We start from the raw sequence: 20,643 nt of genomic DNA, 5'->3' as shown, positions 1-20,643 counted from the left end.
GGACCCTCTGTCCGGAAAAATGTCAGCTATCGTCGCTATGAGCACACTTGCGGTCATCGCCAGGATGTCTCTGTCGCGAACATGCGTCACGGCGATGTCGATTGCGCAGGTTGCGGGCAAAGCTGGACGTCGAAGCCAAGCAAAATCTACTTGCTCGATTTTACGCTTCCCGACCTGTCCGTAATCAAACTCGGCTTCAGTTCGAATCCGGAATTCCGGATGCGTCAGGTGCAAATTGACCCAGAGCTAACGAAGGGTTCCGTTCTGCGATCCGTCGGGTTGGAGACGGAACATCGGGCGATTTGCGTCGAGAAGGCTCTACATTCTCACATCAAAGCTCACCGCCCCGATCTGATTGTGCCACCGGAACCTTTCCGGTCAGATATCCGGACGACGTCCGAGATCTACCACCGCCATGGGCGCACGTATATCTCGGCGCTCCTGGATGCGGTGGAGGCGGGTTGGGATCCCTCCGCCTAGGTATCGAACGTCGCCTAATCACGCCGAGGGCGCCCCACTTTGGGGCCCTGCCCTACGTCAAAGGCGAAGACACGTCGTGATCTCAGCGCAACGGGAGATCCCGCGATAAACCCTCACGCACCACAAACGCATTGAGCTACAGATTGTGTAGCGCAATGTGTAGCAAAACCAACATTAATATAAACTGTAACTCCGGATATACATCCGCAAGTTATTGAATATAATTACATTACTACCACGCGGATCGCGAGCTTATTGGCGGACAGACAGGGATTCGAACCCTGGAGACGGTCTCCCGCCTACACACTTTCCAGGCGTGCGCCTTCGACCACTCGGCCACCTGTCCGTTGGGGCGGGTTATACTGATGCCATCGCGGAGCGCAAGGGCCAACCGCACCGTTTAGCTATCTAAAAGATGTAAAGTGACACGACGGTTCTGACGGCCCTTCTTTTCGACCTTTCCCAGACGCACCGGACCGACCTCTGCGGTGCGCCGAACATGGGTGCCACCGCAGGGTTGCAGGTCGATCTGATCCGCGCCCGACCCGATGCGAACCAGCCTGATATGACCCGACCCACGTGGGGGCTGAACCGACATGGTTTTGACCAGCTCGGGGTTTGCATCCAGTTCCGCATCGGTGATCCAGCTCTCGGTCACCTCGTGATCCGCTGCGATCAGGGCGTTCAGTGCATCCTCAACCGCTTGCTTATCCTCAGGGGCCTCGGGCATGTCGAAATCCAATCGCCCCTTTTGCGCGCTGATACTACCGCCACTCACCGGCAGCGGGATAACGACCGACAGCAGGTGCAGCGCGGTGTGGACGCGCATGTGGCCATAGCGCCGCTGCCAGTCCAGCACCTGACGCAGCTCGGCGCCTACGGGCGGCAGGGCGGCGCCCTCAGCAGGGATCAGCACGATAGCGTCGCCATCACCCTTTACAGCCGTCGTGATCGGGGTCACGCCACCGTCCCACTCCAGCACGCCGCCATCACCGGGCTGCCCGCCGCCAGTGGGATAGTAAATCGAACGATCCAACACGATTCCCTCAGCCGAGGATGTCAGAACGCGCGCGGAGGCCTCGCGCAGATAGGCATCTGCGCGGAAAAGTGGCTCGGTCATGGTTTTGCTCCCCTAGGTGCGTTTACTCAGCGTCCTCGTAAACCGCCGGAATATCGTCGCGGCCCTCAACCAGCCAATGTGGCACGGGCAGGTTTTTGGTCCGCAGGAATTCAGGGTTGTACAGCTTGGACTGATAGCGCGTGCCGTAATCGCACAGGATCGTCACGATGGTTTTACCGGGGCCCATTTCACGCGCCATCCGCATCGCACCGGCAATGTTCACACCCGACGACCCGCCAAGGCACAGCCCCTCATGCTCCAACAAATCGAACGCGACGGGCACTGCCTCACTGTCTGGAATGTTAAAGGCCATGTCGGGGGTGAACCCCTCAAGGTTTGCGGTCACACGCCCCTGCCCGATCCCCTCAGTGATGGAGGAGCCGGACGAGCCCAGCGCGCCATTTGCGTAATACTGGTACAGCGCCGATCCATCAGGGTCCGCAATGCCGATTTTCACGTCCTTTGGCTGTAATGCCATACCGGTTCCGGCCAGCGTGCCACCCGATCCAACGGAACAGATAAATCCGTCAACCTTACCGCCGGTTTGCTCCCAAATCTCGGGTCCGGTGGTTTCCAGATGCGACTGGCGGTTTGCGACGTTGTCAAACTGGTTCGCCCAGATAGCGCCATTCGGCTCCGTCTTGGCCAAGGCGGCGGCAAGCCGCTGCGAATAGCGCACATAGTTGTTGGGGTTGCGATAGGGCACCGCAGGCACCTCAACCAATTCCGCACCGGCAAGGCGCAGCATGTCCTTTTTTTCCTGACTTTGCGTCTCAGGAATCACAATAACCGACCGGAACCCCATCGCGGCACCGACGAGGCTGAGGCCGATACCGGTATTGCCGGCGGTCCCCTCAACAATCGTGCCACCGGGGCGCAGATCGCCGCGCGCAACGGCGTCGCGGATCATGAACAGGGCGGGCCGATCCTTGACCGACTGACCGGGGTTCAGGAACTCTGCCTTACCCCAAATCTCACAGCCAGTTGCCTCACTGGCCTGACGCAGGCGGATCAGCGGCGTGTTACCGATGCTGTCCGGTAGGTTTTGGTACACGTTACGCATCTTGAGGCTCCCCGTTCAATGTCGCCAGAACTTAGAACTTCGCCGCCCTACCATCAAGGACGGCAACCGATTTTGCTGCTATCAACCCCAATCGGCCCGCAACCGGTCGTGGTGGATCAGCAAGTGCTGCGCCAGAATGATCAAGGGGCCATTCTCAATTTCACCCGAGGAAAGCGCATCGCGCAATTCCGCAACCGTCAGGATGATCGAGCGGATGTCCTCATTCTCAGCGGCCAACCCGTGAACGCCCCCCGCCTGTGACAGGTCCACTTCACCGATATAACAGCTCATCTGTTCTGTCAGGCAACCGGGGCTGGAATAAAATGGAGGCAGCGTGTCCAAACGGCCCAGCGTCAGCCCCGCCTCCTCCTGCGCCTCACGACGAGCGGTCTGCTCGGCTGTTTCCACACTGTCGATGCGGCCCGCAATCGGCTCCAGCAACCACGGCACCTCCGCCCCGCGGGCCAATGGGGCCACACGCATCTGCTCAACCAACAAAACGCTGTCGGTTTTCGGGTCCCATGGCAGCACGGCAACGGCATCACCGCTAACAAACACGGCGCGATCCATCGGTCCCTGCATTTCCCCACCAAAGGTACGGTGGCTCAGCCGCAAATCCTCAACAGCGAAATAATCGACATAGGGGCGCGAGATCTGCTCCACCTCGACATCGGCACGGCACAACCCGCTGCGATGCACGACGACAGGCTCCTCCAATCGCGCGCGGGCACGGGCATAGGCGCGGAAGCGGATACCCGGCCAGATGCGGTCCACATCCTCATCCGGCACCTGACCGAACAGCGACATCAGTTCACGCGCGCATTCGCTAAAGGCCACCTGATTATCCCGCGACCATGCCTCGAAATCCCATGCGTCACCGGTTTTAAACCGATCCCCGCGCACGAAAAACACCTCCGCATCACGCGGGCCGTCGGGGGTGTTGACGGTGCGAATTTCCAAGGCGTAATCAAACTCATCCTCGAAATAGCTCAACCGGTCCACAGCACCCTGCGGCAGGTTCGACACCAGCATTCCGTGGGCCGTGTCCCCCGCCTGCGCAACGATCACCGGATAGTCCTCACCCACCACGGCCAGAACGGCGTGATCGGCCAGCGTTGCATCAACACTATCCACAACATCCGAATAGGGCCCCATAACGATAGACAGCGTTTCAGCGTCGCGCAGCGTGCCGTAAAAGAACAAATCCCGAGCCATCATACCCTCACTTCATTGGTTGGCCCTGCGATAGCCCACGCGAAAAACTTTGTCGAAATGTTATTGCGCTATGATCCGGACTACCGCGACCCACGTAAATGTTGGTAAAAGCGCGAAACGAAATGGACCAATGACCACATGACCAGCCACCTGCCCTCTGATGCGATGCTCGCGTCCTATGCCTCCGGCACTGAAACGCCGGGCATCGGGCTGTTGGTGCGCACGCATTTGGCAATCGCACCGCAGACCGCAAACCGTCTGCATGTGATGGAGGATGTAGGCGGGCAGATGCTGCAACAAACCGCCCCCGCCCCTATGGCCGATGATGCGCTCAGCCGCACGCTGGCCGCGCTGGACATGCCCGATGCGTCGCCCGCGCCGCGCCCGAATGTCGGCACCGTGCCCGAGCCACTGGTGCAGGTGCTGGGTAAACCGCTTGAGGAACTGGACTGGCAATTCCGCCTGCCCGGCCTGCACGAATATGTGCTTGAGGGTTTTTCCGAGGGTGAGGAAGTCTCCCTCCTGCGCGCCCGCCCCGGTGCCGGAATGCTGCAACACACGCATCATGGTGAGGAAATCACCCTGATACTGGCGGGTGAGATGACAGATGGCGACACCGTGCTGCGCCGTGGCGATGTGTCAGAGGCGGACGACCATCATGACCACCGCCCCCGCATCACAGGCACCGAAATGTGCTATTGTCTGGTTGTGATGACGGGCAAGGTCCACTTTACCGGCCCGTTTTCCCGCGCCCTGAACCTGTTCACATGATCCCCCGCGCATGAGCGTGTTTTCCAAAATCATGACGCCGGATGATGGCGTCGCATGGGTCACTGGCGCGTCTGGCGGTATAGGGCGGGCAACCGTACTGCGCCTCGCCAATGCGGACTGGACCGTTTACGCAACCGCACGCGGCAGCGCCGATCTGGATCAATTGATCGCCGAGGGGCCAGCAGGCCGCATCATCGCCGCCGCTGGCGACGTGACAGATGCGGATCGCATGGCGGCGATTGTGGCGGAAATCACCGCGCAGCACCCTCTCGCGCTGGCGCTGCTGAACGCGGGCATCTACACGCCAATGCGCGCCAATGATTTCGACGCCGCCACCGCATCCCGCATGTGGCGCACCAATCTGGAGGGCGTGTCGAACTGCACCGATCCGGTGCTAAAGGCGATGATCGCGCAGGGCACCGGCCATCTGGCCGTCACAGCCTCCGTGGCGGGGTATCGGGGCCTGCCTGATGCCGCCGTCTATTCAGGGACCAAGGCCGCGCTGATCGCCTATTGCGAGGCACTGGCCATGGACCTCGCCGATCTGGGCGTGCGTATCTCGGTCATCAATCCGGGCTTTGTGGAAACACAGGCGACCAGCACAAATGCGTTCGATATGCCATTCCTGATGACACCGGATCAGGCCGCGCAGCGCATCGTTGCGGGCCTCGGCAAATCAGGGTTTGAGATTACATTCCCCAAGCGATTTTCCCTGATCCTGCGCACCATCGGCCTGTTGCCCAACCGTGCCTATATCGCGGTAATCCGCGCCGTCACAGGATGGAACGGCACGGATAAACGCGACGACTAGCGGCGCACGGTCATCTGCACAACGTCCGTGGTTTCATAGCGGAATGTCGCGGCGCAACTGGTCAGATAGAAGTTCCACATCCGCCGGAACCGATCATCAAATCCCATCGCAGCCACATCATCCCATTTGGCATTAAACGTCTCATGCCAGCGACGCAGAGTTTCCGAATAACTCTGCCCGATCTCGATATTGCCAACCTCGGTCAAACCCGCACGCGTGATCTGCTCGCGCAGTGCCGTGGCAGAGGGCAACATCCCACCGGGAAAGATATACTTCTGAATGAAATCAACACTTTTGCGGTATTCAGGAAACAACCGATCCGCGATGGTGATGATCTGGAACGTCCCGCGCCCACCCGGCTTCAGACGTTCACGGACGGCATCAAAATAGGTGGGCCAGTATTGTTCACCCACCGCCTCGAACATCTCGATCGAGGCGATGCAATCATATATTCCGGTCTCATCACGGTAGTCGCGCATCACGATTTCCACCTGATCGCTCAACCCCGCACGGGCGATCCGATCCACCGCGTAATCATGCTGCTGCTGGCTGATGGTCAGGCCGGTGACACGCGCCCCGCGCTCCTTGGCCGCATATTCGGCAAAGCCACCCCATCCGCAGCCGATCTCCAGCACGTGATCGCCCGATTGCACCCCCAGCTCATCACACATCGAGGCATATTTGGCGATTTGCGCGTTCTCAAGGCTCATCTGGTTATCCGTGAACAGGGCCGAGGAATAGCTCATCGTATCGTCCAGCCACAGGCCGTAGAACTCGTTGCCCAGATCGTAATGATAACTGATATTGCGCCGCGCCTGATCCTTGGAGTTCCGCCGCAGCCAGTGGTTCATACGCTCCCACATCCGGACCAGCGCAACACCCGGTGCATTGCGGCCAATCACGTCGTTGTTCAGCAACAATACGTCCATCAGCGCCTGCAAATCCGGCGTATCCCAATGGCCGTCCATGAATGCCTCGGAAAAACCGATCTCACCGTCGCGCACCACACGCGCAAACATCGCCGGATCACGCACATCGATCCGGCCATAGGGACCTGCCTCATCCCCCTGCGCCCGAAACACGCGACCGTCCGGCAGCACCATATCAACCGTACCCGCCTGAATATTCGACAAAATAGCATAGCCCTGCGCAAACCAGCGGGGCAAATCGGACTGGCCAGATGTTGTGGTCAAATAGGTCATAGATACCCCCTGAGTATTCTGTCGTAAGTGATTATTGTCGATCGCATCAGCGCGCGGCGGGGTCCGTAGTGCCCAAAAACCGCACGCCCTTCAGCGCCAGTCGCAGCGCCTGCCAGTGGATGGCGGCCACAACCTTGAACGTCATCAGCGGATGCGTCAGCACTGCCCAGGCCAGTGCACGATCCGTCGCCACCTGCCCGCGCCCGGTATGGGTAGCGATCAAAACCTCGCCCTCATCCCCGTGCTGACGAATACGGAGCGATAGCTGTTCATCCGGAGGCCGCACATCAAAGCGATAGGTCTGCTGCATCGGAATGAACGGCGACACCCAAAAGGTTTTTGCCTGCTGCTGCCGGATTGCTCCACCGCTCTGCGTGGCTGGCAGAACATAAACCTGCTGCCCGCCATAGGTGTTTTTCACCTCGTATAGCGTGGCATAAACTTGGTCTGCCGCATCACGACAAAAATAGACCGATAGCGGATTAAACGCAAAACCCCATAGCCGCGGAAAACATAACAACTCGACCCGCGCAGGGGCATCAAGGCCGTGTTCAGCCAGCATCCCCTCAACCCACGGGCGCAGCGCACTGCCGTCACGCGCACCATGATCACGCGCATCGAACCGCAGAACCCGCCCCCAGATGCGGCTATCCGCCATGGCATCATCCATCCGGTCCAGATCGAACAGGCATGAGAACACGCGATAGCGAAACCGGTGCCGCTTGGGCGCCAGCCGCATATGCATCACATGGCCGATATATAGACGGATAGGTGGCTTCATTCCGCAGCTTGCGCCAGTTGGGACCGAATTGGAACGATATCTTCGCCACGCCAAACCGGCTGTGCATCCAGCGCCGCCGCAACACGCAAACCTGATCGCAGGCCGTCCTCGTGGAAACCATAGCCCAGCCACGCGCCCGCATACCAAATGCCGCCCCGCCCCTGAATGCCGTCCATCTGCTGTTGCGCGTCAAAGGAGTCCTGCGTGAACAACGGATGCTGGTAGTTGAATTCAGCGTGAACATCGCGCAACGCGACACCCTCATCAGGGTTCAAACTGACGAATAGCGGCTGGCTCGCATCAATTCCCTGCAACCGGTTCATCCAATAGGTCACTGGCGCAGGGCGCAAATCACTGCCGCCATCGCTCAGGAAATTCCAGCTGGACCAAACCCGCTTACGCTTGGGCATCAGCACAGGGTCGGAATGCAGCACCGCACGGTTCGGTGCCGTTTTAAAGGCCCCCAGAACGCTGCGCTCCTGCGCATCCATATCCGTCAACAATGCCGCTGCCTGCGGGGCGTGCGTAGCCAGAACCACCTGATCGAAGGCAACAGGCGACCCATCGTCAAAGGTAACCTGCGGCCGTCCACCCTGTCGTGACACCGCAACCACGCGCGTGGATTTCACGGCCATGGGCAATGCGCCAATCAACCGCCGCACATATTCCCGACTGCCCCCGTCAACAGTACGCCACCGCTTGCCTGCACCATTCCCGTTGAGCAATTCATGGTTGCGGAAAAAATTCACGAAATTCTCGGCCGGAAAATCGAACATATCGACCGTGGGGGTGGACCAGATCGCACCGCCCATGGGCAGCAGAAAGCAATCGCGCAGCCAGTCACCATAACCGCTATTCGACAGATACGTGCCCAGCGTCACGCCGCGCAGCCGCCCCGCATCCAGATCAATCGGAGCTTCTCGGTGAAAACGTAAAATCTCACGCACACCCTTCACAAATTCAGGGCGCAGCAGGTTCGAGGGCTGGGCGAAAATCTTCCAGATATTATCGCACGCATATTCAGTGCGCCCATTTTGCAGCGACATGCCAAAGGACATATCCGATGCCTTGGTCGGTACGTTCAGATGCTCGAACAATCCGGTCAGATGGGGGTAATTGTCGTTATTATAAACGATAAAGCCCGTATCAACGGGGGTTCCGGCAACCTCCACCGTGTTCGCATGCCCACCAAAGCGGTCAGCCGCCTCGATCAGAGTAACCTCATGGACCTCGCTTAACGCGAGGGCGGTGCCCATGCCTGCAATGCCCGATCCGATAACTGCGATTTTCAATTGTCCGCCCCCTGCTTGAATTCCTGATAGGCGTCCAATGCCCGCTGCCGCCCGTCGCGCAGCGGGATCATCCGGTTCGGATATGGATCATCCGGGGACATCCCCCACGATTTCGGGATTGCTTTGAAATACGCAGCAGCATCCACAGATGTTTCAGGATTCAGCCAGCGATGACGATATGCGCCATCGGGATCGAACTTTTCGGCCTGAGTTTCGGGATTGAAAACACGGAAATACGGCGAGGCATCCGGTCCGCATCCCGCCGCCCATTGCCACCCCATCGCATTCGAGGCCGGATCGTGGTCAATCAAACATTGTGCAAACCAATCCAGCCCGACCCGCCAATGCGTCATCAGATGCTTGGTCAGATAGGACGCAACGATCATCCGCACGCGGTTATGCATCAGGCCGGTGACGTATAGCTCGCGCATTCCAGCATCCACGATGGGCTCACCGGTCATACCTCGCCGCCAACGTTCCGCATCGGGGTTATCGTCGCGCCATGGAAAGCCGCGCCATTCGGGACGCCAGCTTTCATCCTCGATCTGCGGGGTGTGATGGATCAGGTGCCACGCGAAATCACGCCAGACCAGCTCCTTGCGATAGGTTTCGGACGCGCCGGTCGCATGCCACGCGGTGCGAATACCAATCTCGCCCAAGGCGAAATGCGCACTCAACCGCGACGTTCCATCCCGATCCGGCCGGTTGCGCAGATCGCTATAATCCGCGACGCCCTGCCCCACGAAATGGTCCAGGCGATCACGCGCCGCCACCTCACCCGCCGCAACATGGTCCGCCACAATATCGGCCCCACGCCGCATGTCAGCGCCCAGTTGCCACGAGTCCAGATCCTCACTCTCCGGCCATGCGTCAGGCGCACGTAGCTCAGGCACATCAAGAGGTTGCGGCACCTCGCGCCCCTTCACGTTGTTCCAATAGGGGGTGTAAACCTTGTAAAATCCACCGCTGCCGGTTTCCACGGTCCACGGCTCATTCAACACATGGCCCTCGTGACTGACCACGTTCAGACCCGCATCGCGCAGGCTTTGCTTAACGCGAATGTCCCGCTCCTTGGACGTCGCATCATATAGCCGTGACCAGTGAACCTGCGTCGCGCCAAGCTGACCAGCCAGCACCTCAAGCACCAAGGCAGGCGGACCAGATCGCAGAATCAACCGCGATCCGTGCCGCCGCAATTCCGCATCCATCGCGGCCAAGGACAAACCCAACCGCCATTTCGCTGCCGCCCCCATCGCATCGACCAGTGCATCACGGATAAACACCGGCACAACCGCGCCCGCACCTGCCGCAGCGCACAGCGCCGGATGGTCCGATAACCGCAAATCGCGTCGCAGCCATAGGATCGCAGTGGTTTCAGCATCATTTTCGGGCAAGGCTCTCTCCGCATTCAATCTTAAACGTAATACGGCACAGCCCTCGCTGCGGATCAGTGTTCAGCAAAGGTTTTCACAAAACCCGTCGCAATGCGGTGCACAGATCGGCGATCTCACCCTCGCTGGTGTAATGGGTAAAGCTGACGCGCAGCACCCCATGCGCAGGATCAATGCCGATACCCTGCAACAAGCGGATCGCGTAGAAATCACCGCCGCCGCAAATGATCCCCTGCCCTGCTAGCTCCACGGCCAGATCCGCCCCTGCACGCGCATGATGCAGCGCAATTGTCGGCGCGCGGGATGCCGCATCACTTGGCCCCAACAATTGCACGTCCAACTCCGCCACGCAGTCCAGAACCGGCGCGGTCAGCGCAATTTCACGCCCACGCATCAAATCATGCACACGCTTGGCCCGCGCCACAGGGCCGGGATCGTCGTTAGAATGATGGCCATGCAAAATATCGATGTAGTCGGCAACACCGGCACAGGCTGCAATTTGCGCATGATCCGGCCCTGCCGGGGTTAACCGCTTTCCGGGATAATCCGCGTTGAACCAATGCCCCTGATTGGGCAGCGCATCGCGCAATTCACGCTTTACGCACATGATACCCTGATGCGGACCATAGGTTTTATAGGCCGAAAACAGATAGATATCTGCCCCCAGCGCCCCGACATCCGGCAGTCCATGGGGCGCATAACTGACCCCGTCCACACAAGCGACTGCACCGGCCGCATGAACAGCCGCAACGATGGCCTGCGCGTCGTTAATCTCCGCCACGATGTTCGAACAATGGGGAAAGCAAACCAGCCGCACCTTATCGTCCAGCAGCGCCTGCAAATCCGCAATGTCCAGATGCCCCGCTGCGTTCATGCGCCATTCGCGCACCTCGAACCCCTCATCGGCCAAGCGTCGCCAAGGGCCGGAATTCGCCTCGTGATCCTGATTGGTGACGATCACCGCATCACCGGCCTGCATCATCTGGCGGAACGCATTCGCCAGAACATAGGTGTTTTGCGTCGTCGAGGGGCCAAAGCTCAGCTCATCCTCACCCACATTCAACATGGCGGCCAAGCGTGCGCCAGCCTCGTCCATCTCCGCACCACCGGCGGCAGTTGGGGCCGCTGCGCCGTAAGGCTGCATCTTGCGTGAAGTGTAAAACCGCGTCAGCCGGTCGATCACGGGGGTGCAAACATAGCTGCCGCCTGCATTCTCGAAATTCGCCAAGCCCGCCAGTGACGGGTCAGAAAATGCCGGAAATTGCGCCCGCACGAAATCCACATCCAGTTCGGCCATTCGATCCTCCACAAAAACAAAAAGGGCGCCGATCGAAACCGGCGCCCCGTATCCTTGCGCAGAACCTACGCTTACTTCAACTCAGCGCGTTCGCTTTGCAGGCCCTTAAAGATGCACCAGCACAGCGCCAGCAGAACCACCGTGAACAGCAAGCCGGTCGAGATCACCATGGATTGCAGCGCCGCAAGGCCACCACCAATCAACAGCGCAATCGCAACGGCACCCTCGAACACGCACCAGAACACGCGCTGCGGCAGTGGCGCATCAACCTTGCCCCCTGCCGTAATCGTATCAATCACCAGCGACCCCGAATCCGAGGACGTGACGAAGAACACGATCACCAGCACAATCCCGATAAACGAGGTGATCGAGGCCAGCGGCATCACGTCCAGCATCTTGAACAACTGCAATGGCAGCGCCGCATCCTGCGCGCCGGTATAGCCGTCATTGATGACCTGATGCACGGCAGTGCCGCCAAAGATCGACATCCACAAAACGCAAACCAGCGATGGGATCAGTAGAACGCAAACGATGAATTCCCGCACCGTGCGACCACGGCTGACGCGCGCGATAAACATGCCCACGAATGGCGACCAGCTGATCCACCACGCCCAATAGAACGCTGTCCAACCTTGGCTAAAGTTCACGTCCTCACGACCAAATGGCATGGCCAGCGCGGGCAGATACTCGAAATAAGCCAGCAGGCTGTCCCAGAAGAACGACAGCAGGAACACGGTCGGACCGGTAATCAGCACGAACAGCGCCAGCAAACCGGCAAGGCCCATATTGATCTCGGACAGGATTTTCACCCCGCCATCCAGACCCCGTATGACCGAAACCAGCGCAATGGAGGTGATGACCGTGACCAGAATAACCTCGGTCGTGCGCCCAACAGGCACGCCAAACAGCTCATTCAGGCCCGCATTTGCCTGCGTCGCACCCAGTCCCAGCGATGTCGCCAGACCAAATAGTGTCGCAAAAACCGCGATGATATCGATCAGGTGCCCAGGCCATCCCCAAACACGCTCGCCCAGAATCGGGTAGAATGCAGACCGGATCGTCAGCGGCAAACCCTTGTTATAGCTGAACAAGGCCAGTGCCAGCGCAACAGTCGCATAGATCGCCCACGGGTGCAGACCCCAGTGATAGATCGTCGCGGCCATGCCCAGACGCAGCGCGCCCTCCTGATCCCCAACTGCGGCACCCAGTGGCGCCCAGTCCGTGCGCACACCGTCCACGACGCTGGTCCCGCCAAACGCGGTGGAGAAGTGGGTCAGCGGCTCGGACACGCCATAGAACATCAACCCGATGCCCATGCCTGCTGCGAACAGCATCGCGAACCAGCCCATATAGGTGTAATCCGGCGATGCATCCGCCCCGCCCAAGCGCACCGATCCAAACGGCGTGACAATCAGCATCAGCGTGAACAGAACAACAATATCCGCCGCGCCGATAAAGAACCAATCGAAGGTCGTGGTTGTAAAGCCGAACATCGCGCTGAACACAGACGCAGCCTGATCCGGCAATGCGATTGTATAGAATACGAATGCAACAATCGCGATACCCGCGATCAGGAAAACAGGATTGTGAATATCCACACCAAACGGGCCAACCGAGGTTTGGATATTATCCTGTCCAATTTCGTATTCTGTATCGATAATTTCTGAATCGCCCTCCGGCGATGGTATGCCCTGCGAATTATTATCCGTCATATGGCTTGTTCCCCTGTCAGGTTCTGCGACCCGAACTACGCTGGCCGCATTGTGAAACAGTTTCGCACTGTCAGGACGATCCGATCACAGACCGGATCGTATGGATGTCTGGAAAAAGACAACATGGCGCGAATGCGACATTCTGACAGGGGGTACAACCCATAGTAGGCGAATTTTTGCCGATTTAGCCGTTCACATCGACCACGACACGGCCCTGAACCTGCCCCTTCAGGATATCAGCCCCCAGTTGCGGCAGATCGCTTAGAGTTGCAGGCCGGATCATGGTTGCCAGCTTGTCCATTGGCAGATCCGAGGCAACACGCTGCCACGCACGCAGGCGATTATCATAGGGCTGCATCACACTGTCGATGCCCAGCAGGTTCACACCGCGCAGCAGGAATGGGATAACTGTAGCAGGCAAACCTGCCCCACCGGCTAATCCAACAGCCGCGACCGAGGCCCCGTACTGCATCTGACCCAGAACACGCGCCAGCATCGCGCCGCCAACCGCGTCGACACAACCGGCCCAGCTTTCAGCCTCCAACGGGCGCTTGACCGTCTCGTTGATATCCTCACGCGCGACGATCTGGGTTGCACCCAAGCCGCGCATGTAGTCCGCGCTTTCAGGCCGTCCGGTCACACCGGCAACCTCATAGCCCCGCGCCGCCAAAATCGCCGTTGCAACAGAACCAACGCCGCCAGCAGCGCCCGTGACCAGAACAGGGCCGTTGCCCGGAACCAGACCGTGATCCTCCAGCGCCATAACGGCCAGCATCGCGGTAAAGCCTGCGGTGCCGACGGCCATCGCATCATGCGTGCTCAGCCCATCAGGCAGCGGCACCAGATAATCGGCCTTTACCCGCGCCTTTTGCGCATAGCCGCCCCAGCGGTTTTCACCGACACGCCAGCCGGTTACGACAACCTTGTCGCCCGGCTTGTACCGCGCATCCTCCGAACTTTCGACCGTACCAGCAATATCGATCCCCGGCACATGCGGATAGTTGCGGACCAAGCCGCCGCCCGGCCCGATGCACAGACCGTCCTTGTAATTAACCGTCGAATACTCGACCGCGACGACAACCTCGCCCTCGGGCAGATCGTCCAACGTGACCTGCTCAATCTGTGCGGAGGTCTTACCTTCATCATCCTTGCGGACAACCAATGCGTTGAAGCTCATCTTACTCTCCCTAAACTGTACGGCTTTCAGCATCTGGACAGGTATTCACCACATCCCGAGATGCCAGCCATATCCTTTGATAAATTCGGCTGCCTAGTTAGGGCCGGACCAATTCACCTTGACGATTTCTGCGGACTTTCCGCCAAAATCCCAGACCCGCCCGTAATCGCGAACGCGGCTTTTGGTGCCCTGCGCCACTGCAATATCAGGCCCCATCCAGTATTGAGAATTCGAGATCATCACCGGCCCACCATCGGCGCCGACAACTTCCTCGATCTCACCCTGAATCTTGCGACCGATCATCAGACGCCGCTTGCGGCCTTCCTTTTCGATCACAACGGGGGCACGCTCATGCCCGATCATCTCACTGACCAGCATGGTGAACAGGCCCGTCGTGCCCTTCGCCTGACCCGAGAAGATTTGCAGCAGCGCATCATGCGCCGCATCATTGGCGCGTTCGTCCACATAGGCCGCAACCTTCCAGTTGCCCTCGCCCATACGGCCCGGAATATCCAGCAGCAGCCCCATGTTCAGACCTGACAGATCCTCACCGTTATAGCTGCCCTCATCGATACTAACCCCGATCCAGGCGTGGCATTCGCCCTCGGTCGGTTTATGCGCACCAAGGCTTACCACGCAGGGGCAAAACACGGTGCAATTGCAGTTGAGGATCAGTTCCCCTTTGATGTGCCATTCCGGCAAGCCGTCCAGCATCTTATTCCTCCCTTATCCGATCAGAGCATGTGCCGCGACCCACACTCCCAGTGCTACCAGACCTATCCCTACAGGGGCGGTCAACCACCTACCGATCGAGGGCAGCTTTTCCAGCGTCATCAACAGCGTTGCCAAACCCATCCAGAGCAGACTCATCATCCCGCCTGCAAAACCAATGGCCATCAGGCCCCAACAGCAGCCCGCACAATAGCCACCCGTGGCAAAGCCCAACCGAATCCCCCCCCGCAAACCGGGACGAAAATTGGCGAGGAACATGCTCATCGGGCTGCGGCAATAATGGACGCATCGCTCCTTTGCATTGGTAAACTGGTAAAGGCCCGCAACGATTAGCAGAATGGCAGAAAACCACGGCGACATGCTTTGCCCCATGCCGCCCGTCAGGCCCACAGCGATCAGGCCCAACTGCACCACGGCCAAGATTGCAGCAACGCCCAGCCAGATGGTACTATAGCCCATGGTCAACCCGATCAGGCCGATCGGGCGGGCTATTTCAGCCTCCAGCAAATCCATAAATGTGCGCGCAGTTGGCACAAAAGTTGGCAACATCATGGCAGCCATCATGACCGCCCACATCAGGAAAAGCGGCGAGAATCGGTCCATCGCCATCATGTTGCCCATGCCATCCATCGCGGGCATCGCATCGACATCCATCATCCGGCCCATAGCGGCATCCGGTTGCGGATCGGCCATCATCGCATCGCTCTGCATCGCGCCATCAATGGGGATGGCCGCCATACCGGGCATGGCCGCCATTTCGGGCGTTTCCTGCGGGAATCCGAACAAATTCACCTGCATATCATTGCTCCAATTGAACAATAATACCCACGCGCCCAGGCACCCTGCAAAAAACAATAGCCACGCAATCGCGCGGGTCCGTGCGAGCATCCCATCCATGTGTCTGTCCAGTCTTTTAGTCTTGATACACGGTCTGGAACATACCCTAACACCGATGCAAATCAATTTTGGTAAACGTCAATATTTAACCAAAGATAACGGCATATTAATGACCAAAACGATAACGGAGCGCACCCTCAAAAAAAGCTCCGCCAGTTTCCCGGCGGAGCCATAAATTCCGATAATTCCGCTCTTACTCGCCTGCTTCCTCGGCGATCAACTCACGCACACGGGCAACCATCTGAGCACCGGGCAGGTTGCGTGCCTCCATGCTGGCGATCCACTCCGCTATCACCGGATCAGCCAGCGCGGCCCAGCGCGCTGTTTCCGCATCGTCCAGCTGGATCATCGTATTTCCCGTTGCGACCGTTTCCTCACGCCCCGGTATGTCGCCAGTATCCGCCGCACGCCCCGCCCATGCCGATGCAACCAGTCCGGAATTGGCGTCAATTACGGCACGTAGATCATCCGGCAAGTTGTTGTAGGAATCGAGGTTCATCGCCAGCACAAACACGGTGTTGTACATCGACCGATCACCACCCATTTCCGTGTGGCTGTCGGCCAGTTCGTGCACGCGCAATGCAGGCACGATTTCCCACGGGATCACGCCGCCATCAACAACACCCTTGCTCAACGCCTCGGGGAAGGCGGGAACCGGCATGCCGATCGGCGTTGCTCCCATCGCCTCCAACAATGCACTGGCCTGCTGCGACGGACCGCGCAGCTTCAGCCCCGCCATATCCTCCAGCGTTTCAACCGTCACACCGCGCGTATGAACCACACCACGACCATGCACATGCAACGCCAGGACCTTCACACCCGAGAATTCTTCCTCAAGAAATTCCTGATAGTACCGAAATGCGGCGCGGCTGGACTCCTCGGCATTCATGCTGGTGATGAACGGCAATTGCAGCGCATCGACACCGGGGAACCGGCCGGGGGTGTAGCCGGGCGAAAACCAACCGCCATCCACTACGCCATCAGCAATCTGCTGGTACAGCGCAGGCGCGGCCCCGCCCAGTTGCATTGAGGGATACAGCTCGAAATCAATACGACCGTTGCTCTCCTCCTCGATCAGCTCACCCCACGGGATGATGAAATATTTGGGGATGGCCGTCTCGTTCGAGACGAAGTGCTGAAACCGCAGCGTAACGTCCTGCGCCAATGCGGGCACCGCAACACTGGCCAGCATGGCCCCCGCGCAGATCGTTTTGAGAAAAGCGTTCATTTTAGTCTCCCACGACTTTAGCAGCATATCGGCCACTTTGGGCGGGACAGAACCCTGCTGCCCTCTCCACGTCAAGCCCCCGTAATGCCACAACTTCACAGCAAAATCTCGCTGCAACGTGATTTGCCCTGCGTGAATTTCATGCACGCGCAGAACCAGCCGTGCTATTACAACCCACAGTAGAAAAACGGAGGAAACGACATGTACCGACAGACAGCCCTCGGCCTGACGCTGGCGATGCTGGTCCAGCCAGCGCTTGCACAGGATACCACCATCCAGCCCGAGGAAACGACGGCCCTAACCGAACAGCAGGCCGTGACCGCGCAAAATTACATGGTTGCCGCCGCGAACCCGCTGGCCGTGCAGGCGGGATATGACGTGCTGGCGGCAGGTGGGTCTGCCGCCGATGCTGCCGTTGCCGTGCAGATGATGCTGAACTTGGTCGAACCGCAAAGCTCGGGCATCGGCGGCGGCGCATTTCTGGTGTTCTGGGATGCCTCACAGGGGCGCCTGACAACATTGGACGGGCGTGAAAAGGCCCCTATGGCCGCTACGCCAGATTATTGGCTGGGTCAGGATGGCGAACCTGTCGGGTTCTGGGATGCCGTGATCGGCGGGCGCTCCGTCGGCGTTCCGGGCACGCTGGCCCTGCTGGACCGCCTGCACGCACAGCATGGCCGCACCCCATGGGCCGACCTGATGCAGCCCGCGATCACAACAGCCGAGGACGGCTTTGCCATTAGCCCGCGCATGGCCGACAGCATCGCAGGCGCGATGGATCGCAGCCTCGACCTGTTCCCTGAAACCGCCGCTTACTTTTTCCACGAGGACGGCACCCCGCGCGCAGCGGGCGAAACGCTGACCAACCCCGCCTTTGCCCGCACCCTGCGCCTGATCGCGGCAGAGGGGATCGCACCGTTTTATACCGGTGCGATTGCTGGCGACATCGTGGCCGCCGTGCGCACCGACACCAATCCGGGCATTATGACGATGCAGGATCTGGCCGAATATGAAGTGATTGAGCGGAACCCCGTTTGCGTCCTGTACCGCACGCATGAGGTTTGCGGCATGGGCCCTCCATCATCCGGCGCACTGACCGTCGGGCAAATGCTGGGCGTGCTCGATAATTTCGATCTGTCCACCATGTCCGAGGCCGATGCGTGGCACCATTACATCGAGGCCGCCCGTCTGTCCTACGCCGATCGCGGCAAATACATGGCGGATAGCGATTTCGTGTCCATGCCGACCGAGGGCCTGATCGATCCCGACTATCTGTCCAGTCGCGCCGACCTGATCGACCCCACCACAACTATGGGACAGGCGCAGGCCGGAACCCCCGCTTGGGACGAAACACGCCTGTGGTCGCCGGATGTAAACTTCGACCGTCCAGGCACTTCGCATATGGTCATCGTGGACAGCTATGGCGACATGGTGTCGATGACCACAACCATCGAAACAGGATTTGGCAGCCGCGTCATGACCGGCGGCTTTCTGTTGAATAACGAGATGACGGACTTCTCCTTCAGGCCCGAAGGTGCAGACGGCCCCGTCGCCAACCGCGTTGAGGCGGGCAAGCGCCCCCGCTCCTCCATGGCCCCCACAATCGTGTTGACCGATGGGCAACCCTCGGTCCTCATCGGCTCACCCGGTGGCAGCCGCATCATCAACTACGTGGCAGGGTCGCTGGTGCGGATGATCGACATGGGCATGGACCCGCAATCAGCGATCAATGCGGGCCACATCGTGAACCGCAACGGTGCCACTGATCTGGAGGAAGGAACCGAGGCCGAAAACATGGCCGAGGCTCTGGCCGGCTTCGATCAGGAAACCACTGTGCGCAATTTGAACAGCGGCCTACACGTTATCACCATCGCCCCCGATGGCACATTGACCGGTGCCGCCGATCCACGGCGCGAGGGTGCCGTGATGGGCGATTAAACAAAACGGGGCGGGCACCACGCCCGCCCCGCATTTCTAAACAGACCTTACCAGCCGCGTTAACTTTTCGTGCCAGCCATATAGCAGCCTGATAGCAGCCACAGCGCAGCCCGCGAATTCACCCAAAATCCGGCGGATCACCCTGCCCGTTATTCTTTTCACGAAAAACCGGCAAAGGGGTACAATTTACCCCTAAACCGTGGCCGTCCCCTCAACCGCTTGCTGACGCCGGATCACATAAATCGCGGCGGCGGCGGATAGCAGCGATGCAACCAGCATCATCAGCAGCAGCGGCCAAACACCACTCTCTACGCTTAGCAAAGCACCCGTCACCGCAGACAGCGCAGCACCGCCACCGATCATCAGCGCACCGCCCAAGCCCGAGGCTGATCCCGCCAGATGGGGCCGCACACTGACCAGTCCGGCATTGGCCGAGGGCAGCGCCAAACCGTTGCCCATACCGACCATCGCCATCGGGATAAACAGCGATAGTGGATGCACCAAACCAACACCAAACAGCACAATGGACAGCACCGCCCCACTCGCCGCCGTCGTCGCGCCCATCAGCATCATCCGGTTCAACCCGATCCGTGCAACATAGCGACCCGACAGGTAGTTACCGAACATATAACCCAATGCAATCAAAGAGAAATAACGCCCCATCGTTTCGGGGCTAAGGCCCAGAATCTGCGTCGCAACGAATGGCCCACCGCCCAGAAACGCGAAAAACGCACCGGATGCAAAGGCCGCGACCAGCGCATATCCCCAGAACCGCCGCGCCCGCAACAGTTCCGGATAGGTCCGAAATTGCGCGCCAAAGGACGAGGACGGCGTATGGTTCGTCTCACCCATATCGGCCCAACTCAACGCCAGAACCAACAGGCCAAACCCGATCAAAACACCCACACTACCGTGCCAGCCAAAGGCACTGTCCAGCTCACCACCCAGCAACGGGCCAATCATCGGAACAACGGACATGCCCATCGTGACATAGCCGATCATACTGGCCGCACGATCCGGCCCGACCATATCGCGCACCACTGCGCGGCTTAGCACCAGCCCGCTGGCAATGACTGCCTGCATGAACCGAAAGCTCAGGAAAGCTTCAATAGTTGTCGATAGATAGCACCCGATCGTGGCCAGAACGAAAAGGCTGACAGACACCAGAATAACCGGCCTGCGACCATATCGATCCGATAGCGGACCAATGAACAATTGCAGCACAGCCGTCACCGCCAGATAGGCCGAAATCGCCAATGCAACGGTGGCATATTCCGCCTGAAACCAAACCGCCATACTGGGCAGCGACGGCAAAAAGATGTTCATATTCAATGCGCCAACACCGGCAATCAGCACCAGAGTCGTAATATGCGGGGGGGTCGTGCGGTCCAGCCAACGGCTGGTTATAGGCGAAGCTTCGGCCATAAATGCTCCATTTGAGCCGACCAGAAAGGCCGCTTTGAGGATAGGGCGGCCAGGCCCGATTTGCCGATGTCAAATGCAGGGTCGGTCGTCATGGATAGGCAGATACAAGAC

General features: G+C 59.3%; 17 protein-coding genes, 1 tRNA gene and 1 pseudogene. 4 read left to right on the top strand and 15 right to left on the bottom strand.

Annotated features, from left to right (window positions below; all coding sequences use genetic code 11):
- A pseudogene (locus CR254_RS18160) lies at positions 1 to 480 on the top strand (hypothetical protein); the annotation flags it as partial.
- 256 nt (positions 481 to 736) lie between these two features.
- Here the strand turns inward: CR254_RS18160 and CR254_RS15865 are convergent.
- The 4 genes from CR254_RS15865 to CR254_RS15850 form a co-directional block, all read right to left on the bottom strand.
- A tRNA-Ser gene (locus CR254_RS15865) sits at positions 737 to 826 on the bottom strand.
- 54 nt (positions 827 to 880) lie between these two features.
- Entirely contained in the window at positions 881 to 1,600 is a 720-nt protein-coding gene (locus CR254_RS15860; RefSeq protein WP_097931728.1) for an alanyl-tRNA editing protein, read from the bottom strand.
- 22 nt (positions 1,601 to 1,622) lie between these two features.
- Positions 1,623 to 2,663 carry a cysteine synthase A gene (locus CR254_RS15855; RefSeq protein ID WP_097931726.1) on the bottom strand — a complete coding sequence of 347 codons (1,041 nt, stop codon included), beginning with the start codon at positions 2,661 to 2,663 and terminating at the stop codon, positions 1,623 to 1,625.
- An 81-nt stretch (positions 2,664 to 2,744) separates the two neighbouring features.
- Entirely contained in the window at positions 2,745 to 3,881 is a 1,137-nt protein-coding gene (locus CR254_RS15850) for an NUDIX domain-containing protein (RefSeq protein WP_097931724.1), read from the bottom strand.
- Between the two features lie 135 nt (positions 3,882 to 4,016).
- Between CR254_RS15850 and CR254_RS15845 the strand changes: the two genes are divergently transcribed.
- Positions 4,017 to 4,649, top strand: coding sequence for a ChrR family anti-sigma-E factor (locus tag CR254_RS15845; protein WP_097931722.1), 633 nt, complete (start codon positions 4,017 to 4,019; stop codon positions 4,647 to 4,649).
- Positions 4,650 to 4,659: 10 nt separating this feature from the next.
- Positions 4,660 to 5,460 carry an SDR family NAD(P)-dependent oxidoreductase gene (locus CR254_RS15840; protein WP_219618032.1) on the top strand — a complete coding sequence of 267 codons (801 nt, stop codon included), beginning with the start codon at positions 4,660 to 4,662 and terminating at the stop codon, positions 5,458 to 5,460.
- Here the strand turns inward: CR254_RS15840 and CR254_RS15835 are convergent.
- The 10 genes from CR254_RS15835 to CR254_RS15790 form a co-directional block, all read right to left on the bottom strand.
- Positions 5,457 to 6,662, bottom strand: a complete 1,206-nt coding sequence (locus CR254_RS15835) for an SAM-dependent methyltransferase (RefSeq protein ID WP_097931720.1) — start codon at positions 6,660 to 6,662, stop codon at positions 5,457 to 5,459. The genes CR254_RS15840 and CR254_RS15835 overlap by 4 nt on opposite strands.
- A gap of 46 nt (positions 6,663 to 6,708) precedes the next feature.
- Positions 6,709 to 7,443 carry a DUF1365 domain-containing protein gene (locus CR254_RS15830; RefSeq protein ID WP_097931718.1) on the bottom strand — a complete coding sequence of 245 codons (735 nt, stop codon included), beginning with the start codon at positions 7,441 to 7,443 and terminating at the stop codon, positions 6,709 to 6,711.
- Positions 7,440 to 8,735, bottom strand: coding sequence for an NAD(P)/FAD-dependent oxidoreductase (locus CR254_RS15825; RefSeq protein ID WP_097931717.1), 1,296 nt, complete (start codon positions 8,733 to 8,735; stop codon positions 7,440 to 7,442). The genes CR254_RS15830 and CR254_RS15825 overlap by 4 nt, the downstream gene beginning before the upstream one ends.
- Positions 8,732 to 10,129, bottom strand: coding sequence for a cryptochrome/photolyase family protein (locus CR254_RS15820; protein WP_097931715.1), 1,398 nt, complete (start codon positions 10,127 to 10,129; stop codon positions 8,732 to 8,734). Before CR254_RS15820 ends, CR254_RS15825 begins: the two co-directional genes overlap by 4 nt.
- A gap of 73 nt (positions 10,130 to 10,202) precedes the next feature.
- Positions 10,203 to 11,423 carry an aminotransferase class V-fold PLP-dependent enzyme gene (locus CR254_RS15815; protein WP_097931713.1) on the bottom strand — a complete coding sequence of 407 codons (1,221 nt, stop codon included), beginning with the start codon at positions 11,421 to 11,423 and terminating at the stop codon, positions 10,203 to 10,205.
- 71 nt (positions 11,424 to 11,494) lie between these two features.
- Positions 11,495 to 13,135: a BCCT family transporter gene (locus tag CR254_RS15810; RefSeq protein ID WP_097931711.1), complete on the bottom strand. Its 1,641-nt coding sequence runs from the start codon at positions 13,133 to 13,135 to the stop codon at positions 11,495 to 11,497.
- 184 nt (positions 13,136 to 13,319) lie between these two features.
- The gene (gene acuI, locus CR254_RS15805; RefSeq protein ID WP_097931709.1) at positions 13,320 to 14,312 is read right to left on the bottom strand and encodes an acryloyl-CoA reductase; all 993 of its coding nucleotides are present in this window, start codon (positions 14,310 to 14,312) and stop codon (positions 13,320 to 13,322) included.
- 93 nt (positions 14,313 to 14,405) lie between these two features.
- The gene (locus CR254_RS15800; protein WP_097931707.1) at positions 14,406 to 15,026 is read right to left on the bottom strand and encodes a DUF1326 domain-containing protein; all 621 of its coding nucleotides are present in this window, start codon (positions 15,024 to 15,026) and stop codon (positions 14,406 to 14,408) included.
- A gap of 12 nt (positions 15,027 to 15,038) precedes the next feature.
- Complete coding sequence (locus tag CR254_RS15795) at positions 15,039 to 15,842, bottom strand: DUF2182 domain-containing protein (RefSeq protein ID WP_180956036.1); 804 nt, start codon at positions 15,840 to 15,842, stop codon at positions 15,039 to 15,041.
- Between the two features lie 292 nt (positions 15,843 to 16,134).
- Positions 16,135 to 17,169 (bottom strand): TRAP transporter substrate-binding protein, encoded by a 1,035-nt coding sequence (locus CR254_RS15790; protein WP_097931704.1) that lies wholly within the window; start codon positions 17,167 to 17,169, stop codon positions 16,135 to 16,137.
- Positions 17,170 to 17,370: 201 nt separating this feature from the next.
- On the opposite strand from CR254_RS15790, the gene ggt reads away from it, so the two are divergent.
- The gene (ggt, locus tag CR254_RS15785) at positions 17,371 to 19,107 is read left to right on the top strand and encodes a gamma-glutamyltransferase (RefSeq protein WP_097931702.1); all 1,737 of its coding nucleotides are present in this window, start codon (positions 17,371 to 17,373) and stop codon (positions 19,105 to 19,107) included.
- A 192-nt stretch (positions 19,108 to 19,299) separates the two neighbouring features.
- Here ggt and CR254_RS15780 read toward each other — a convergent pair whose 3' ends face one another.
- Positions 19,300 to 20,556, bottom strand: coding sequence for a multidrug effflux MFS transporter (locus CR254_RS15780; RefSeq protein ID WP_281253010.1), 1,257 nt, complete (start codon positions 20,554 to 20,556; stop codon positions 19,300 to 19,302).
- Positions 20,557 to 20,643 lie beyond the last annotated feature (87 nt).

The organism is Pontivivens marinum (genome assembly GCF_900231835.1).
GTDB lineage: Bacteria > Pseudomonadota > Alphaproteobacteria > Rhodobacterales > Rhodobacteraceae > Pontivivens > Pontivivens marinum.
The sequence above is the reverse complement of the archived record's forward strand: the minus strand, read 5'-3'. Positions and strand labels throughout refer to the sequence as shown.

Excerpts from the sequence above, each read along its gene's own strand:
- CR254_RS15860 (WP_097931728.1), bottom strand. The coding sequence starts at position 1,600 with ATGACCGAGCCACTTTTCCGCGCAGATGCCTATCTGCGCGAGGCCTCC.
- CR254_RS15855 (WP_097931726.1), bottom strand. The coding sequence starts at position 2,663 with ATGCGTAACGTGTACCAAAACCTACCGGACAGCATCGGTAACACGCCG.
- CR254_RS15850 (WP_097931724.1), bottom strand. The coding sequence starts at position 3,881 with ATGATGGCTCGGGATTTGTTCTTTTACGGCACGCTGCGCGACGCTGAA.
- CR254_RS15845 (WP_097931722.1), top strand. The coding sequence starts at position 4,017 with ATGACCAGCCACCTGCCCTCTGATGCGATGCTCGCGTCCTATGCCTCC.
- CR254_RS15840 (WP_219618032.1), top strand. The coding sequence starts at position 4,660 with ATGAGCGTGTTTTCCAAAATCATGACGCCGGATGATGGCGTCGCATGG.
- CR254_RS15835 (WP_097931720.1), bottom strand. The coding sequence starts at position 6,662 with ATGACCTATTTGACCACAACATCTGGCCAGTCCGATTTGCCCCGCTGG.
- CR254_RS15830 (WP_097931718.1), bottom strand. The coding sequence starts at position 7,443 with ATGAAGCCACCTATCCGTCTATATATCGGCCATGTGATGCATATGCGG.
- CR254_RS15815 (WP_097931713.1), bottom strand. The coding sequence starts at position 11,423 with ATGGCCGAACTGGATGTGGATTTCGTGCGGGCGCAATTTCCGGCATTT.
- CR254_RS15810 (WP_097931711.1), bottom strand. The coding sequence starts at position 13,135 with ATGACGGATAATAATTCGCAGGGCATACCATCGCCGGAGGGCGATTCA.
- acuI (WP_097931709.1), bottom strand. The coding sequence starts at position 14,312 with ATGAGCTTCAACGCATTGGTTGTCCGCAAGGATGATGAAGGTAAGACC.
- CR254_RS15800 (WP_097931707.1), bottom strand. The coding sequence starts at position 15,026 with ATGCTGGACGGCTTGCCGGAATGGCACATCAAAGGGGAACTGATCCTC.
- CR254_RS15795 (WP_180956036.1), bottom strand. The coding sequence starts at position 15,842 with ATGCAGGTGAATTTGTTCGGATTCCCGCAGGAAACGCCCGAAATGGCG.
- CR254_RS15790 (WP_097931704.1), bottom strand. The coding sequence starts at position 17,169 with ATGAACGCTTTTCTCAAAACGATCTGCGCGGGGGCCATGCTGGCCAGT.
- ggt (WP_097931702.1), top strand. The coding sequence starts at position 17,371 with ATGTACCGACAGACAGCCCTCGGCCTGACGCTGGCGATGCTGGTCCAG.